Here is a 16,279-nt window from a genome sequence, read left to right on the forward strand (position 1 = left end):
CCTCCCGCGCACAGGTCGATCGTCCCTCTCCGCCTGACGGAGAGGGATAAGAGGGGAAGGGTTCGCGGCCAACGAGCCAGACGCCGCCACAAAAGAGGCCCTCCTCGAAGCCGCCCGCCGAGAAGAACAAAACGCCAAAACCCTCGCGGGCTAACCCCGATCAACAACTCCGCAGATCTCGAAGAGGACTGGGCGCCTGGTTCGCGCCGCACGCGACCTCCCGCGCACAGGTCGATCGTCCCTCTCCGCCTGACGGAGAGGGATAAGAGGGTGAGGTTCGCCGCCAACGAACCAGACGCCGCGACTAACGGCTCCCAGCATCCAGCATCCCGCATCCCGCTTCCAATACGGTACGATCCTCCAGAACGCGCACGCACACCAAACAGGGGGAACATGGGCAATCCCCTCATCCGACGACTCCACCACAACGCGCGCAACCCGCGCATCACCGGCCTCACCATCGATGGCGCAACCCTCGCCCGCATGTTCCGCGCCGGCGCCGCCGCCCTCCGCGCCCAGGCCGACGCCATCAACGCCATCAACGTCTTCCCCGTCCCCGACGGCGACACCGGCACCAACTTGTCGCTGACCATGCAGGCCGCGGCGGGCGCCATCACACTCGACGACGAACGCAGTGCCGAAGTCGTCGCGACGGCCGCCGCGAAGGCCGCACTCATGGGCGCCAAAGGCAACTCCGGCGTCATCCTGTCGCAGATCCTCGCCGGCTTCGCGGCCATGCCCGATCACGACGCCGCGCTCGACGGCGCATCACTCGCCCGCGCCTTCGCCCGCGCCCGAGACGCCGCGTATAAGGTCGTCTCGCAGCCGAAGGAGGGCACCATCCTCACCGCCATCGCTGCCGCCGCCGACGCCGCGGCGCTCGCCGGCAACGCGTCGACCGTCATCGTGCTCGACGCCGTCGTCACCGCCACGCGTGAAGCCGTCGATCGCACGCCGGACTTGCTGCCGGTGCTGAAGGAAGCCGGCGTCGTCGATGCCGGCGCCCAGGGCCTCTACGTCCTGCTCGATGGCATGTTGCGCGGCCTCCGCGGCGAAGAAGGCGCTACCGCCGCCGCCGATCTCGGCGCCATCGACCCGGCATGGCTCGCCGCCACCGTACGCACGCACGCGCACGGCGACGCACAGTCCGGCTTCTGCACCGAGTTCGTCGTCACCGGCGCTGCGATCGACGCCGACGCGCTGCGCACCCGCATGCACGCGCTCGGCAACAGCGTGCTCGTCGTCGGCGGCGATGACGTCGTGCGCGTCCACGTCCACACGCACGTCCCCGACGACGCGCTCGCGCACGCCCGCACCCTCGGCGACGTCTCGCACGAAAAAGTCGACGACATGGAGGCGCAGTTCCGCGCCCTCGCCGCATCTTCTCCATCCGTCGCGCCGACGGAAGGCATCGCCGTCGTCGCCGTCGCGCTCGGCGACGGCATCGCCGAACTCTTCGAGTCGATGGGCGCGCGCGTCGTCCGCGGCGGCCAGACGATGAATCCGTCAGCGGGCGACATCCGCGCCGCCATCGAGGCCACCGGCGCGTCCGAAGTCATCGTCCTGCCCGACAACAAGAACGTCGTCATGGCCGCCAAACTCGCCGCCGAAGGCCTTGCGACGCTCGTCGCCGTCGTCGAGACCCGCAGCATCCCGCAGGGAGTCGCCGCCCTCGTCGCGCTCAACACCGAAGCGCCGTTCGACGAAAACGTCGCCGCCATGAACGACGCCATCGCATCCGTCACGACCGCCGAGATCACGCTCGCCGCCCGCCCGACGCGCATCCACGACATCGACGTCCGCGCAGGCCAGCCGATCGGCCTCATCGATGGCGATCTCGCCGTCGCCGCCGAGACGATCGCCGAGGCCGCGCATCAATGCGTCGCGCGCATCCTCGCCGCGCGCGACGCGTCGCTCATCACGCTGTACGTCGGCGAAGGCGAGACCGAAGACGCGGCGAACGCCATCGCCGACGGTCTGCGCGAGCGTCACGGCCTCGATGTAGACGTCGTGCACGGCGGCCAGCCGCACTACCCGTACTTCGTGGGCGTCGAATGACCGTCACTCCGCAGGCGTGCCGCATCGTCACCGACAGCACGTCCGATATCTCGAAGCCCCTCGCCGGCGAGTTCGGCATCACCGTCGTGCCGCTCACCGTGCAGTTCGGCGCCCAGTCCTTTCGCGACGGCATCGACCTCACCGCCGATGACTTCTACCAGCGCCTGTCGTCGACGAAAGAACTGCCGCAGACGTCGCAACCGCCGCCCGCGCTGTTCGAGCACGCGTACCGCCACCTGATCACCCGGGGCGATGTCGTCTCCGTGCACCTCTCGCACAAGTTCAGCGGCACCGTCGAGACCGCGCGCTCAGTCGCCGCCGAAGTCGCACCCGAAAGAATCACCGTCGTCGACTCCGGCAGCGTGTCGATGGGCCTCGGCATGTGCGTGCTCGCCGCCGCCCGCGCCGCGCAGTCAGGCGCGTCGATGCAGGAGTGCGCCGCCGCCGCGCAGTCGGTCGCGGAACGCGTGCACGTCGCCGTCGCCTTCGAGACGCTCGAGTACCTGCGACGCGGCGGTCGCATCGGCCGCGCCAGCGCCTTTCTCGGCGGCCTGCTGCGCCTCAAGCCCGTCCTCACCGTGAAAGACGGCGAAGCGTTTCCCGTCACCCGCGCCCGCTCGCGCCGGAAAGCCATCGACGAGATCTGCGACCTGATCACGAAATTCGATCGCGTCACCGACGTCGCGATCGCCCACACCACCACCCCCGAAGACGCCGCGATGCTCGCCCAGCGCGCCCGCACCCTCGCCCCAGCAGCCACCCTCCACGAGGTCCGCTTCGGCCCCGTCCTCGGCACCCACGGCGGCCCCGGCATGCTCGGCGTCGCCGTCGTCGAGGGGTGACGTCGTTAGTCGCTGAACACCGAAGACAACGGACGAGTCTCCACCAGCGCTAGCTGTCCGGGACGAACGCGAGGCTCGAACACCGCGATAACGTTCCCGATGCCCGTCGACGATGGAGCAAGCACACCCTGGTAGATCAAGTAGTGCGCCGTCTCGCCGACGGCCTGGCATGCACGCCGGTCCGACGACTCGATGTCCGCGAGTGAGAGGCCAACCGCCTCGAGCGAGCCGGGCGCGGTGAGATCGAGCAACTCGATGTTTGTGAGCTGGAACGTGTGTATCGAGCGCGGAGCGAACGACGAAGCTCCTCTGGCTTGGGTTTCGGCGACCTTTAGGAACTCCGCCACGCATGTCTCTTCAGGGAACGCCAAATAGACGGTCGAAACGACGTCCGGCGGATTCCACCGCCCTCCGAACAGCAGTGCTCCGCGGCCCGACATGGGATCGCGACCGGTAGATGTGTGCCGATATGCGACACCAGACCAACGGGTCGAACCAAGGTCGCTGACCTGCTGTAGAAGATCCCGCGCCGGCAACTAAGCGACGACTCCGTCCGCAAGCGCCTCGATCAGTGCGAGAACAGTCTTGTAGTCACCGCGGTGAATGCGTGCCGCGGGAGTGTCACCATCCAGCAGTGCGTTTGGAGAAAAGATCCATACGTTAGCGTCTTCAGGTCGCAAGACACTTGCGAGTTGTTCTCCAATGAACGCGAGCTCAAGAAGCCGCTGTTTGGTTAGCTTTTGGGGGCGAACGTCACCCGCTGACCATCGTCCTACGGCGCGAGGAGACGAACCGACGATTTGCGCCACTTCCTCCTGTGTGAGAGAGAGGTGGTCTGAGAGATAGCGCACTTTTTCTGCAATTGCCGTTGGCAATGTATTCCTCTCGGTTCTAAGCTGACTTGGATGCGTCGATTCGTCGGTCTACCTGAGTGAGTAGAGCGTTCATCGTTCGAGTGCCAATCTTCTCTTGCGTCTTAAATTTACGAGTGTATGTCGGAAGTTGGTGCGCGTTTAGCCTCTCGCGGAACTCGATCGCGGTACGCAAGCGGTCGCGTTCGTGGCTCGGTCGCCACGCCGGCGGATACCTGAGGATCTCCTCGACCCGAGAGGCCCGGGAATGCAAGTAATGTGCCCGAGGATCGTTCACTGGCGCGTCGATCTGTTTTGCACACCCACCGAGGTCACAGGCCAAACGAGTGCGAATGGACTCATCAGAGTAGAGTGCTTGCGCCAATCTTCTCGGCACAGTTCCTTCCGCGAGCGGTAGAAAGACACCGGCTGTGGGACCGCCCGAGGGCTTGGCCTGTCCGGTCAGGCGGCGTTGTCGGCTCATTACACCGGAGTGGTCGAATCGTTCGCGATAGCCGATGCCGGTTGAGTACGCATCAACCACGTTGAGCGCCAGCGCTGTTTGGCCGATGTCGCCTTGAAACCCGAGCGAGACGCGAATACCTGCTAGCTTGAACGCTTCAAGGATCTCGAACACCGTTGCGACCTTCCTCGGCCCTTCCTCATCCCCACCGACGGGCGACAGCCGGAGATCAACTGATTCGAGCCCAAGTCGCGAGTATTGGCGGACAGCCGACGCAAGTCGCTCTGCGTTCCTCAAGGTCGCGAGCGGCGCCGAAAGTATCGCCCTGACAGGTATCCCCTTGCTTCGGAATGCCTGAACAGTCATTCCAGCGAGTTCTTGGTTAACCTCGATGAGGCCGTCCGATTCCGCGTAAAAGTGAGGTGCGACGAGGGTGTTGCGTGTTCAATCTGCGGTCCGACAACCCGCTCTACAAGTTCCACCTGTTTCGAGGGCTTCGTGAACTCAAAGGGATCAATGGGAAGGGCGTCCCAGTAGTCAAGATTTCCGCCCCTGAAACCAAGTTCAACGAGACGTTCTGTAAGTGGCTCGACGAGAACCCCGATCCCCTTCGCTCGCGCCGCATCGATGACGACGGAGTGACGCCGGAGGTGGTTCGCGTCAACGATGAACGCGTCGATCCCAACGGGCTCGGATGAGATGAACTCATCCGTTACCTTGTGGTCGTCCCTACCCAGGCGGATTTCGAGCCCCATTAGATCTCTCCCGACATAATGACAGACGATTAACAAGTCGTTTCAGGCGCCATTGTACAGGACAGAACCACCGCCAGTCAACAGCACCCCTTGACACCCACCCCACCCCGATACCCAATCGACACTTGACCACCCCGGCCCGCAACCCCCACACTCGCCCGTACGTTATCTTATGTATGGAACAGGAGTGGACTCGGGACCCCGCCGGTAGGGAGCACCACATGCCCAGGCAACTCAAGCTCGGTCTCGCCCTCGGCGCCGGCGGCACCAAGGGCGCCGCCCACGTCGGCGTCCTCCGCGTCCTCGAACACGCCGGCATCCGCCCCGATGTCATCGCCGGCACCAGCGTCGGCAGCCTCTACGGCGGCGCCTTCGCCGTCGGGCGCACCGCCGCCGAGATGGAAGACGGCATCCGCACCTGCCCCCCCAACGACGTCATCCAGTTCTTCCGCCACCGCCTCAAGATCCGCCACCGCAACCGCCTCGCCCGACGCTTCTACGAGGCGCTCGCCGGCTGGAACATCGAAGACCTGCCGATTAAATACGCCGCCACCGCCTCCGACATTGTCGAGCGCGGCCCCGTCGCCATCGACCGCGGCCCCATCATCGATGCCATCGAAGCCAGCATCGCCATCCCCGTGATCGCCCGCCCCGTGCTCTACCAGGGCCGCTACCTGCTCGACGGCGGGTTCTGGGACAGCGCCCCCGTCGACGCCGCCGTCGGCCTCGGCGCCGATGTCGTCGTCGCGGTTGAACTCGGCAAGCCCCTCAGCCTGCCCGAAGTCTGTCACCGGCCCGCCGCCTGGATCGCCGGGCGCCTCGCCAAGGCCGCACTGCACCGCACGATCGCCGGCGTGCCCTTCACACTCCATGCCGCGACGACGCCGCTCAAGCCGGGACGCACCGCCCAGCTCGTCATCCGCCCGCGTGGCATCTCGCGCATTCGCGGCAACTCGCCCTTCCACATGGTCGACGTGCTCGAAGCCGGCATCGCCGCCGCCGAAGCCGCGCTGCCCTCGATCAAGGCGCTGCTCGCCGGCGAGCCGCTACCCGCCGAAGCGACCGAACTCATCGCCAACCCCAAGCTAGCCACCGACCTCGGCGCCACCTAACCGGCACTACGTAGCCCCGGAGCGTCAACTCCGCCCCGGCGATGCGCAGCATCGCCACCCCTGCCAAAGACCTCTGCGTCTCTGCGGCTCTGCGGTGAACATCAAGCCCGTTAGACTTCTGCGAACGGTCAAACGAAAAAGACGTAGCTGCGGAGCTTCAGTTCCGCCCCGGCGCGCAGCATCGCCATCTTTAAAGAAAACGTCTCTGTGTCTCTGTGCCTCTGTGGTTCCTCACCCGCCTCACTCCGCCTCAAACTCGTACGCAGCACCCTCAAGCGACGGCAGCGTCTCCTGCAAAAACCGCAGCGACGCTTCGTCGTCCCGAAGATACGCGTCGAAGAACGGCGTCGCGTACAGCCGCAGTTCGCGGTTTTGCTCCTCGAGCGTCAGCTTCGGCGCACCGAGCGGGTTGGCCGCGTCGCCGCACGCACGGTCGCCGTCATCGACGCCTTGGCCATCGCCGGGCGTTGCATCGCCGCCGCGTCCGGTGAGATTGAGCACGCCCTGCGCGACCACCGCATCGTCGATGTCCGCGAACGAGAAGCGCACGTGGTTCGCGCCCCTCACCTCCACCCAGTAGCGCGGCGCCGCCGCCAAATCGTACGCCCTGCGGTTGCCGGCGCGCGGCACGATCAGGTCCTCAGAACCCGTCAGGAACATCATCGGGATCGCGACGTCGGTCTCCGTGTTCTCGTCGTACACGCACCCGCTCGCCGAGATCGTCAGCCCCGCGTCGATCCGCTCGTCGCGTTCGACGCCGTACACCTCGTACAGGCCGATCAGCGCCGTGAAGCCGCCGAGCGAATGCCCCGTCAGCGCGATGCGCTCGCCATCGACCGCGCCTTGCAGCAGGTGTCCCTGCGTTTCGTTGAAGCTCAGCATGGTGTCCACGACGTACGACACGTCGCCCGGCTGGTTGACGACGTCCATGAAGCGCACGCCGCCCGGCGTGCCGATGCGCGTCAGCGGGAAGTCCGGCGCCGCCACGACGTAGCCGTGGCTCGCCAGGTGACGCGTGTAGTCCGGCGAAAACAACCGCGACGAACTGAGCCCGTGCGCGAAGATGATCAGCGGATACGGCGCGCCGCTCTCGTCGACGAGCAGTTCGCGGCCGTCTGGCTTCGCAGCGTCGGCGACCGCCGGATACCACACCTCCGTCGGCAGACGACGCTCGTCCGTGCCGGGGACGTCGCCGCTCGCCGACGTCGGCCGCGTCGTATCCACCAGCTCGTACGTCGCGACGCCCACCGCGTACGGCCCTGGCGCCGTCACATCCTCAACCGTCAGCGCCTCGACCGACGCCTCGGCCGTCACCTGCGCGCCGTCGCCGCCGTCATCAGAGCACGCGGCCAGCAGCACCACCGCCGCCAGCCACAGCGCCATCCACCGCATCCGCCGCATCGCAATCACCACTAGACGGTACCCACCACATCGAGCGGTGGAAAGAGTCATTCGGGTCTCCCCCTCTCCGCCCGACGGAGAGGGGGCCGGGGGGTGAGGTCCCCCGTCATTCAGAGCGAAGCGAAGAATCTCCCAGCACGACAACCATCAACCCACGCACCACCCTCGCACCCGAAACCGACACTCACTCACCAAGCTCCCCCTCTCCGCCTGACGGAGAGGGGGCCGGGGGGTGAGGCTCCCCGTCATTCAGAGCGAAGCGAAGAATCTCCTAGCACGACAACCACGTCGCACCCGAAGCCGACACTCACTCAAGCTCCCCCTCTCCGCCCGACGGAGAGGGGGCCGGGGGGTGAGGCTCCCCGTCATTCAGAGCGAAGCGAAGAATCTCCCAGCACGACACTCTCGACCCGCGCACCAACCGCCGCATAACCGTCATCCTGAGCAAAGCGAAGGATCCCGCCTTCGCAGACGCACCGCGGCCAGCCGCTACCACGCTCCCCAAAACCTCTGTGCCTCTGTGCCCTCTGTGGTGAAAGCAACCCCAACCGCTCTGCGCCTCTGCGGTGAACACACCTCCAGCATCGCACGCTATCGCTTCGCGATCTCCGCGAACGCCGTCCCGGGTGCGCCATCGCGCAGCCGCCCCCGGATCACCTCCGCGCACTCCTGCGCGCTCATGACCGACGTGTCGACTTCCAGGTCGTAGACGCTGTGCGCGTGTACCGCGTCCTGCCATCGCAGCACGGGCGCCGGCACCGGATCCCCGGCGCTGCCTTTCACGTACGGGCCTTCGCCCATGTTCCGACGCTCCATGATCGCCTCGATCGGACAACGCACGCCGACGAACAGCACTGGCAAACCCGCGAGCAGCCGCGCGCACGCGCCGATCACGTCGTCGCCGTACGAATCGTGGTGCCCGACGTCCGTAACGACGTTCAGCCCGAGCCTGCTATGCGCCGCGATCGACGCATACATCGCCGCGTAGAACACCGGCACCATCGGTTCCGCCGCATGCCCCGTCTCGCCCGGACGCAGCCCGATCCCCGGCTGAAACTCCCGCGGCGTCACGTGACGCGAGAATGCATCGACGCCAATGTTCATCCACGCACCCTCGAACGTATCCTGGATCACCCGCGCAATGCTCGTCTTCCCCGACCGCGGCACACCATTCAGGATCACAATCTGCCCCGGCTGTCCTTCATCTGCCACAATCAAAACTCCCAACGTTTGCCCGCATCAAATCTACTACCTGTCCTCGCGTGCCCGAGCGCCTCTGCGCCCGAACACCCGAGCGCGGGCTGGAAGCCCCGCGCGGCTCCCGCACCGCGCCACGAACCCGAAGCGTCGCACAACCGTCATCCTGAGCAACGCGAAGGATCCCGCATTCGCAGACGCACCGCCGCCAACGGACGCCCATCACCACCCACCCGAGCGCGGGCTGAAAGTCCGCGCGGCACCGACATCCCCGCCCCACCCCCTTAACCTCTGCGTCTCTGCGCCTCTGCGGTGAACGTCCCCCCGTGCCACGCAACGCTTCGAGATCCGCCGCCCGCCGCCGTACCATCCGTGCGGGAGACCACATGCCAGCTCCGAACTCGCTGCGTCCTCGTGTGCGCCGGCCGCACGCCAATCCAACCGCCAGCACGCGCCGACGCACACTCAATCAAAACGGACAATCAAGATGCGAATCCCCCGGAGCCAAATCGCAATCCCGAACATGCGATCAATCGAGATCTACAGCCACCACACTCAATGTTTCACGTGAAACATTAGTTCTAACGGCGCCGGCAAAGAGGAGGGAGCGGACGCATTCCGCCCGCTCCCCTTTGCTGTTTGCTGTGTGCTGCTTGCTGTGCGCGCCGCAGGCGCTACCAGCCGCGCTTCGCCAGGATCTCGTGCTCCGGGATCGTCCCGATCTCCAACCCCCGCATCGGCACCCCCGTCCCCCGCGACACCTCCGCGATGATCGCCGGGTCCTGGTAATGCGTCGTCGCCTTCACGATCGCCTTCGCCATCTTCTCCGGGTCCTCCGACTTGAAGATGCCCGACCCAACGAATACGCCCTCGGCCCCCAGGTGCATCATCAGCGCCGCGTCCGCCGGCGTCGCGATCCCGCCCGCCGCGAAGTTCACGACCGGCAGCTTGCCCAGCGCAGCCACTTCCTTCACCAGTTCGTGCGGCGCGCCCAGGTTCTTCGCCTCCGCGAACAACTCGTCTTCGCGCATCGACTGGATGCGGCGGATGTCCGACCAGAGTTGCCTCATGTGCCGCACCGCCTCGACGACGTTGCCCGTGCCCGCCTCGCCCTTCGTGCGGATCATCGCCGCGCCCTCGGAGATGCGACGCAGTGCCTCGCCGAGGTCCCGGCAGCCGCAGACGAACGGCACCTTGAAGCCGTGCTTGTCGACGTGGTTCGCCTCATCGGCCGGCGTCAGCACCTCCGACTCGTCGATGTAGTCGACGCCCAGCGCCTCCAGCACCTGCGCCTCCACGAAGTGCCCGATGCGCGCCTTCGCCATCACCGGGATCGTCACCGCCTCGACGATCGCCGTGATGATGTCCGGGTCCGACATCCGCGCGACGCCGCCGTCCGCCCGAATGTCCGATGGCACGCGCTCCAGCGCCATCACGGCGCAGGCGCCCGCTTCCTCGGCGATCTTCGCCTGGTCCGCCGTCACGACGTCCATGATGACGCCGCCCTTCAGCATCTGTGCCAGGCCCTTCTTGACCGCCCACGTGCCTGTGGTGGCGCTGCCGTTGACGCGATCGTTCGTTGCAACCATGGTGCTCCTCCGTTCGTGAGAGCATCAGTGTATCGAATGCGGCGGCGCTGATTGAGGGCCAATTGACGGATTCCGATTGGATCCACGCGATGAGTCCGCTGCGGCCCGAGTCGGCCCTCGATATCGGCGATATCATGGATCGATGGAGAAGCCAGTCGTCGGCGTCCTCGCCCTGCAGGGCGACTTCGCCGAGCACATCGCCATGCTGGAGAAGCTCGGCCTCGAAGCTGTCGAGGTGCGGCTGCCGTCCCAGCTCGCATCGCTCGATGCGCTGATCATCCCGGGCGGCGAAAGCACGACGATCACGCGCCTCCTGGACATCTACGAGATGCGCGAGCCGATCAAGCGCCTCGGGCGGCAGGGACTGCCGATCTGGGGCACCTGCGCCGGCGCCATCGTCCTGGCGAAGCATGCCACCGACCTCGATCGCCCCAACCTGGAACTCATGGACATCGACGTGCGGCGCAACGCCTTTGGCCGCCAGGTCGACAGCTTCGAGGCGGAGCTTGCGGTCGCGGGACTCGGCGATCGGCCGTTCCACGCTGTCTTCATCCGCGCGCCCAGCATCGACCGTGCGGGGCCGGCCGTCGAGCCGCTCGCCACACTCGATGACGGCATCATCGTCGCCGCCCGGGAGGGGCGCCTGCTGGCAACCGTCTTTCACCCGGAGCTGACCCATGACGATCGATTCCACCGGCTGCTGGCCGAACTGGCGGAGGCGCACCGTCGCGAACGCAGCGCCCCGAAGTAGCCATCTTGACGCTCGTGGATGCTGTTATGAGAGATCTGCGCCGCCGAATTAGCAACACAGGGTGCTCCAATCCGCGCTACAATTGAGTCCGTAGCGTACAGGAGCGTGGACGTCTATTGACCCCCACCGCGCGTACCGTCCTTCCGACTGACCTCGTTGCACTGGTCTCTTACGACGGTCGCGTCTACGCGAACGAGGCAATGACGCTCGACCGGATCGGAACGCAGGACTCGCCGCACCCGCTTGAGACAGCGTTCGAGCAGTGGTTCAGCTTCGCCACCGGGCGCCACACCTGGATCAGCGTGAAAGGGCCGACGCTGCGCGGACTCGTTTCGGCGCGCAAGCGCGGCTCGAAGCTCGCCTGGGAGATCGACTGTCTCATCGATGCCGAGCCGGACGATGATGGCGTGCTGCTGAGCCTGGTCGACCAGGTGACGGAGGCGGCGGGCAGGTCGGGCGCGCTGCGGATCTTCATCCGCGTGCCCGGGGCGAGCCACCTCGAAGCGGCGATTATTCGATGCGGCTTCGGCGCGTACGCGCGTGAGACCGTGTACTGGTCAAGCAGCGAACCGCTTGCGGCGCATCGGCGTAACGTCGAAGGTCTCGAGCGGCGCACGAAGGAGGACGCGTACCGCGTGTTCCAGCTCTACAACGACCTTGTGCCGGAGTCGGTCCGCCGCTTCGAGGCGATGACGTTCACCGAATGGACCGCGGCGCAGGAACGGCTCGGGCGCACCTCGCAGTGGGTGTTGCGGGACGGCGGCAAGCTCTCGGGCTGGCTGCGCGTCGCCGGCGACGGCGAGATCGGTCGCTTCGAGGTGCTCGGCACGCACGACGCCCTGGATGATCTGATCGGAGCGGCGCTTCACAAGGTCGCCAACCGCGAGCGCGCGTATACGCTGGTGCCGGAGCATCAATGGGCGGTAGCTGAGCGCCTCGCCGGCATCGGATTCGAAGAAGGCGAATCGTACGCCGTGCTCTCGCGGCGCACGGTGCGGCCCGTGAAGGTCGCACAAAGAGTGCCCGCCGTCGCGCGGACGACGATGGTCTAGAATGACGAACAACTTGCAACGCGTGATCACCGACGACCTCGATCTGCTGCTCGATGCGCTGCCGCCGCACATCTGCGGCCCGCTGAAGCTGCGCGACGACAACTTCGAGTTGCTCGAGATCGTGATGGACCTGGGCCGCCGCCCCGAAGCGCGCTATCCCGGCCGCGAAGTGATGCTCTCCGACGCGGAAGTGACGCCCGAAGACATCGATTACGCGGTCTCGCGCATTGGCGAGTTCGGCGATGACAACCGCGCCGGAATCGAACGCACGCTGCACCGCATCTCGTGCATCCGCAACCGGCGCGGCCGGATCGTGGGATTGACGTGTCGCGTTGGCCGAGCGGTCTACGGCACGATCCACGTCATCGAGGACCTGATCAAGACGGGGAAGAGCACGCTGATGCTCGGCCGTCCGGGCGTCGGCAAGACGACGATGCTGCGCGAAGTCGCGCGCGTGCTCGCCGACGACTTGAACAAGCGCGTCGTCATCGTCGACACATCGAACGAGATCGCCGGTGACGGCGACATCCCCCACCCCGCTATCGGCACGTCGCGACGCATGCAGGTGCCGACGCCGGCGTTGCAGCACGCTGTGATGATCGAGGCGGTCGAGAACCACATGCCCGAGGTCATCGTCATCGACGAGATCGGTACGGAACTCGAGGCTGCAGCGGCGCGCACCATCGCCGAGCGCGGCGTGCAGCTCGTGGCGACCGCGCATGGCAACGAACTCGAAAACCTGATCCTGAACCCGACGCTCGCTGACCTCATCGGCGGCATCCAGTCCGTGACGCTCGGCGACGAAGAAGCGCGCCGTCGCGGTACGCAGAAATCGATCCTCGAGCGCAAGGCGCCGCCCACGTTCGACGTCGTCGTCGAAATCCAGAGCTGGGACCGCGTGGCCGTACACGGCGACGTAGCGGAGACGATCGACTCGCTCCTGCGCGGCTACAAGATTCCCGCCGAAGTGCGCGAACTCGATGAGGACGGCGATGTCCGCGTGCTAGCAGCGCCGCGCTCGATCCAGTCGCTTGGCGGCGGACAGCCTGCGGAGCGTCGTGGTATCCGCGAACGCCGCCCGACGCCGTTCCGCGAGCGTGTACCAGAGGAAGTGGTGGCACAAGATGCGGCCGTGCGGCGCGTCTACCCGTTCGGCATCTCCCGCAAGCGCCTGGAGCAGGCTGTCCGCGAGACGGCGGCCCGCGTCGCGATCGCGGACGAACTGGGCGATGCCGACAGCGTCATGACGCTCCGCACGTACTTCCGGCGAAAGCCGCAGGCGCTCCGCGACGCGGAGTCTCGCGGCATCCCCATTTACGTCCTGAAGACCAACACGGTCGTGCAGATGGAGCAGAGCCTGCTCTCGATGGCGGAGCGGGGCAGTGGCGGCGACGTGTCAACGGCGATGCAGGAAACGGAAGATGCGATCACCGGCGTCCTCAACGGCGAGTCCGGTGCCGTTGAGCTGACGCCGCAGAACGCCTACATTCGCCGTCTCCAGCACCAGATGGCGCAACAGTACAATCTCACGTCACGCAGCGAAGGCCGGGAACCGTATCGCCGCGTCATGATCGGCCGCGACGAGGTCCGCTACTAAGCCTTACGTTGGACAGGAGAAGGGGGCGGCCGCTTCGGTCGCCCCGTTTCCATACAGGTGGAATCTGCGGCTTCAATCCACGGTATCTTCGTTCTCGAAGTCGTCGGAGTTCATCGCTGCGTCATCTCGCTGGCGCGATTCGGTCGGCTCGCGCGTCGATCCGGCATCATCGCGCGGAACCGTGCGACGGGTAGCTTCGCTGCCGGGAACTTGCCGGTCGCGGTCCCCGATTTCGCCCGTGAACCCCTGGCTATTGTCCGCGTTCAAGTCGTCTCGTTCTCCGGGGATGTTTTCGCGGATCTCCGCATGCTCCATCCTGTCGGACTTGTTCGGGGCATCTGCATCGCGCTCACCCGTGCTTTCCGGGCGCTGCGCATCTCCCAGCGTGGCGGCGTCGCGCTGCTGTTTGCGATCTCGTGCCATGCTGTCCCTCTCGTCGCCCTTGACCCTTCAGCCTAGCGTTCGACGGGTTGCCGGAGGCGAACGCTGCTTTCGCGACCAGATCAAGCGCGCGTGGCGACTCGCAAATGCAAGACGGTGCAGGACTGACGCAGAGCGCGGCGACCCCCTGCACGTGAGCACACAGGCCCGATGTGGCAGAGGCGCACCGACGCACGCGGGTCGCTCAGGAGATCGCGATCGATCCGGTCATCTGCTGCGGGTGGAGCGAGCACTTGAAGAAGTGATTGCCCGGCCCGGATGCCGTGAACGTCGCTGACTGTTGCGCCGGCCCCGCGAACATCGCCGTCTGTGCCGCGATGGCGCCCGCGGGCGTGTAGATGATGATGTCGTGCACGACGCCGGCATCCTGGTTGTCGAGCGTCACCGTGATTGCTGAAGCCGCGCTCGCCGTGAGTTGCGTCGGCGCAAACGTCGTGCGATTGGCGACGATCCTGAGCGACTGGGGCTGCACCGACGGCGGGGGCGGCGGTGGCGGAATCGGCGTACTTGTGGGGGCGGGCGCCTGCGGCGGAGGAGGCGGCGCCGTGGCCGGCGTCGCAGCGCTGTTGACGGGCGGCGGAGCTTCGGGCGTGGCCGTTGCTGCGGCCTCGGGCGTCGCCGTCGCGTTGTCGGCGGTGGCGGAGGCTGCGGGCCGGGTTGCCCGCGCCGTCGCGCTTGCTCGCGGCGTCGCATCATCGTCCGAAGCATCGTCGTCGTTGCCACCACATGCGGCGAGCAACGCGGTGACGGCCAGTGTGCCGAGTGCGAGGTAATGTAGCGTCTTCATGATGTTCTTTCTCGCTATCTAATCTGATATCTGTCTGTTTTCGAGGAGGAGCCGGAACATTCCGGCCCCTCCTCGGAGTTGCTGTTGTCGCTAGCGCCGCTTCCATGCGAGCGCCGCCAACCCGCTCGCCGCCGCGGCGGCTACTGCGAGCGCGATCGCGACGACAATCGTGGTCGCGCCGCCGCTACTGTCCGTGTATCCGCCGCTGCCGGTATCCGGAGCGGTGACGCCGGTACCCACGGTCGGCGTTGGCGCGGGCGCGCCTTGCGTGGGTGCTGCGGTCGGAGCCGGCGCGGGCGGCTGCACCGCCGAGAAGTTCTCGATGGCGATCAGTTCGCCGGGGCCGAGCGCGCTCAGCCCGTCGTCGGTGACGTACAGCGTGTCGCCGATGAAGATCATGTCGGTCGCGAACGTGAGCCCGGCGACGATGGTCGTCATGGTGCCGTCGGCGTTGATGCGCTGCACGCTGCCCGTGAACGGCGCGAATCCGTCGGCGAACGACAGCGCGTAGCGCTGACCGCCCGTACCGACCTCGACGTCGGTGATCATCGGCACGCCGCGCGCGATCTCGGTGATCGTGCCGGCCGGCGAAACGCTCACGACCCTGCCGTCGTCCGGCAGGAACGGACCGCGGCCCAGGTAACCCACGAGGAAGGGACCGCTAGTCGTCTGGGCGATGCCGGTGCTTACGGGGTGGTCCGGGAACTCGACGATCTCCGAGACGTCACCGCCAGTAGTCACTTCCAACAGGCGGTTGTGGTTGCCGTCCGAGACGTAGAACTGGCCGTCGCGGACGATCATGCTGTACGGATTGCCGCCCACCTCGACATCGGGTTGCGCGCCGCTGCCGATCGCGGCTACGGGGTTGTCGATGTTGAACTGGCCGATATCGGCGACAAGGTCAACGGTGCCGTTGCTTTGCACGCGGTAGATGCCCGTCGGGTTGTCGGGGAATCCGTAGTGCTCACCACCGTGCGTCTGGAGGTAGTAGAGCGCGCTGCCGATGAACGCGACGTCCGCCGGGCCTATCTGGTCGCCCATTTCTAGGCGCTGCGAAGGAAGGCCTTCGGCGAGGGTCGTGCGCTCGCCCGTCTCCGGATCGATCGACGAGATGCGGCCCGTGAAGCCGTTGTTGACCGTCTCTCCGCTGGGCGTCACGAACTCCGTGTCGCCGCCAGTGCCCGCTTCTGCGACGTAGATGAGGCCATCCGGCCCAACCACCATCCCTCGTGGCGCGATCAAGTCACTTACCAACACGGTGCCGGCGCTCGGCCCGGGTGGGCCATCCTGCGCGGATGCCATCCCGGCGAACACGGTCAGCGTGGCCAACGCGGCCAACCCTACGACGATGAATCTCAAACTCAAGGCTGTCTCCTTCTCCCC

General features: G+C 66.4%; 16 protein-coding genes. 6 read left to right on the forward strand and 10 right to left on the reverse strand.

The features are described 5' to 3' along the window. Positions 1–393 precede the first annotated feature (393 nt). Positions 394–2,058, forward strand: a complete 1,665-nt coding sequence (locus WEB52_01715) for a DAK2 domain-containing protein (protein MEX2225148.1) — start codon at positions 394–396, stop codon at positions 2,056–2,058. Continuing rightward, positions 2,055–2,900: a DegV family protein gene (locus WEB52_01720; GenBank protein ID MEX2225149.1), complete on the forward strand. Its 846-nt coding sequence runs from the start codon at positions 2,055–2,057 to the stop codon at positions 2,898–2,900. The genes WEB52_01715 and WEB52_01720 overlap by 4 nt, the downstream gene beginning before the upstream one ends. Positions 2,901–2,905: 5 nt before the next feature. On the opposite strand, the gene WEB52_01725 is transcribed toward WEB52_01720, so the two are convergent. The 4 genes from WEB52_01725 to WEB52_01740 all read right to left on the reverse strand — a co-directional run bounded on the left by WEB52_01725 (position 2,906) and on the right by WEB52_01740 (position 4,969). After that, positions 2,906–3,436, reverse strand: coding sequence for an RES domain-containing protein (locus WEB52_01725; GenBank protein ID MEX2225150.1), 531 nt, complete (start codon positions 3,434–3,436; stop codon positions 2,906–2,908). Further along, complete coding sequence (locus WEB52_01730; GenBank protein MEX2225151.1) at positions 3,437–3,775, reverse strand: hypothetical protein; 339 nt, start codon at positions 3,773–3,775, stop codon at positions 3,437–3,439. It lies immediately after the preceding gene. A 16-nt stretch (positions 3,776–3,791) separates the two neighbouring features. Further along, the gene (locus tag WEB52_01735; protein ID MEX2225152.1) at positions 3,792–4,388 is read right to left on the reverse strand and encodes a hypothetical protein; all 597 of its coding nucleotides are present in this window, start codon (positions 4,386–4,388) and stop codon (positions 3,792–3,794) included. 188 nt (positions 4,389–4,576) lie between these two features. Further along, positions 4,577–4,969, reverse strand: a complete 393-nt coding sequence (locus WEB52_01740) for a hypothetical protein (protein MEX2225153.1) — start codon at positions 4,967–4,969, stop codon at positions 4,577–4,579. Between the two features lie 221 nt (positions 4,970–5,190). On the opposite strand from WEB52_01740, the gene WEB52_01745 reads away from it, so the two are divergent. Beyond that, the gene (locus tag WEB52_01745; GenBank protein MEX2225154.1) at positions 5,191–6,081 is read left to right on the forward strand and encodes a patatin-like phospholipase family protein; all 891 of its coding nucleotides are present in this window, start codon (positions 5,191–5,193) and stop codon (positions 6,079–6,081) included. Between the two features lie 240 nt (positions 6,082–6,321). Here WEB52_01745 and WEB52_01750 read toward each other — a convergent pair whose 3' ends face one another. The 3 genes from WEB52_01750 to pdxS all read right to left on the reverse strand — a co-directional run bounded on the left by WEB52_01750 (position 6,322) and on the right by pdxS (position 10,268). Continuing rightward, positions 6,322–7,464, reverse strand: coding sequence for an alpha/beta fold hydrolase (locus WEB52_01750; protein MEX2225155.1), 1,143 nt, complete (start codon positions 7,462–7,464; stop codon positions 6,322–6,324). Positions 7,465–8,073: 609 nt separating this feature from the next. Beyond that, entirely contained in the window at positions 8,074–8,697 is a 624-nt protein-coding gene (locus WEB52_01755; protein MEX2225156.1) for a chloramphenicol phosphotransferase, read from the reverse strand. A gap of 656 nt (positions 8,698–9,353) precedes the next feature. Continuing rightward, positions 9,354–10,268 carry a pyridoxal 5'-phosphate synthase lyase subunit PdxS gene (pdxS, locus tag WEB52_01760; GenBank protein MEX2225157.1) on the reverse strand — a complete coding sequence of 305 codons (915 nt, stop codon included), beginning with the start codon at positions 10,266–10,268 and terminating at the stop codon, positions 9,354–9,356. Between the two features lie 142 nt (positions 10,269–10,410). Between pdxS and pdxT the strand changes: the two genes are divergently transcribed. The 3 genes from pdxT (at position 10,411) to WEB52_01775 (ending at position 13,668) form a co-directional block, all read left to right on the forward strand. Then, positions 10,411–11,019, forward strand: coding sequence for a pyridoxal 5'-phosphate synthase glutaminase subunit PdxT (pdxT, locus tag WEB52_01765; GenBank protein ID MEX2225158.1), 609 nt, complete (start codon positions 10,411–10,413; stop codon positions 11,017–11,019). A 200-nt stretch (positions 11,020–11,219) separates the two neighbouring features. Further along, on the forward strand, positions 11,220–12,071 hold the full coding sequence (locus WEB52_01770) for a hypothetical protein (protein MEX2225159.1): 852 nt from the start codon (positions 11,220–11,222) through the stop codon (positions 12,069–12,071). A gap of 1 nt (position 12,072) precedes the next feature. Continuing rightward, complete coding sequence (locus tag WEB52_01775; protein MEX2225160.1) at positions 12,073–13,668, forward strand: R3H domain-containing nucleic acid-binding protein; 1,596 nt, start codon at positions 12,073–12,075, stop codon at positions 13,666–13,668. Positions 13,669–13,740: 72 nt separating this feature from the next. On the opposite strand, the gene WEB52_01780 is transcribed toward WEB52_01775, so the two are convergent. The 3 genes from WEB52_01780 to WEB52_01790 all read right to left on the reverse strand — a co-directional run bounded on the left by WEB52_01780 (position 13,741) and on the right by WEB52_01790 (position 16,261). Continuing rightward, positions 13,741–14,091, reverse strand: a complete 351-nt coding sequence (locus WEB52_01780; GenBank protein ID MEX2225161.1) for a hypothetical protein — start codon at positions 14,089–14,091, stop codon at positions 13,741–13,743. A 202-nt stretch (positions 14,092–14,293) separates the two neighbouring features. Then, the gene (locus WEB52_01785; GenBank protein MEX2225162.1) at positions 14,294–14,896 is read right to left on the reverse strand and encodes a hypothetical protein; all 603 of its coding nucleotides are present in this window, start codon (positions 14,894–14,896) and stop codon (positions 14,294–14,296) included. Between the two features lie 90 nt (positions 14,897–14,986). Beyond that, positions 14,987–16,261 (reverse strand): ScyD/ScyE family protein, encoded by a 1,275-nt coding sequence (locus WEB52_01790; GenBank protein MEX2225163.1) that lies wholly within the window; start codon positions 16,259–16,261, stop codon positions 14,987–14,989. Between the last annotated feature and the right edge of the window lie 18 nt (positions 16,262–16,279).

It is taken from the genome of Dehalococcoidia bacterium, from assembly GCA_040902535.1.
Taxonomy (GTDB): Bacteria; Chloroflexota; Dehalococcoidia; order DSTF01; family JACRBR01; genus JBBDXD01.

What these genes read in the sequence shown, in the direction of transcription:
- WEB52_01715 (MEX2225148.1), top strand. Translation starts at nt 394, where the DNA reads ATGGGCAATCCCCTCATCCGACGACTCCACCACAACGCGCGCAACCCG.
- WEB52_01720 (MEX2225149.1), top strand. Translation starts at nt 2,055, where the DNA reads ATGACCGTCACTCCGCAGGCGTGCCGCATCGTCACCGACAGCACGTCC.
- WEB52_01740 (MEX2225153.1), bottom strand. Translation starts at nt 4,969, where the DNA reads ATGGGGCTCGAAATCCGCCTGGGTAGGGACGACCACAAGGTAACGGAT.
- WEB52_01745 (MEX2225154.1), top strand. Translation starts at nt 5,191, where the DNA reads ATGCCCAGGCAACTCAAGCTCGGTCTCGCCCTCGGCGCCGGCGGCACC.
- WEB52_01750 (MEX2225155.1), bottom strand. Translation starts at nt 7,464, where the DNA reads ATGGCGCTGTGGCTGGCGGCGGTGGTGCTGCTGGCCGCGTGCTCTGAT.
- pdxS (MEX2225157.1), bottom strand. Translation starts at nt 10,268, where the DNA reads ATGGTTGCAACGAACGATCGCGTCAACGGCAGCGCCACCACAGGCACG.
- pdxT (MEX2225158.1), top strand. Translation starts at nt 10,411, where the DNA reads ATGGAGAAGCCAGTCGTCGGCGTCCTCGCCCTGCAGGGCGACTTCGCC.
- WEB52_01770 (MEX2225159.1), top strand. Translation starts at nt 11,220, where the DNA reads ATGACGCTCGACCGGATCGGAACGCAGGACTCGCCGCACCCGCTTGAG.
- WEB52_01775 (MEX2225160.1), top strand. Translation starts at nt 12,073, where the DNA reads ATGACGAACAACTTGCAACGCGTGATCACCGACGACCTCGATCTGCTG.
- WEB52_01780 (MEX2225161.1), bottom strand. Translation starts at nt 14,091, where the DNA reads ATGGCACGAGATCGCAAACAGCAGCGCGACGCCGCCACGCTGGGAGAT.
- WEB52_01785 (MEX2225162.1), bottom strand. Translation starts at nt 14,896, where the DNA reads ATGAAGACGCTACATTACCTCGCACTCGGCACACTGGCCGTCACCGCG.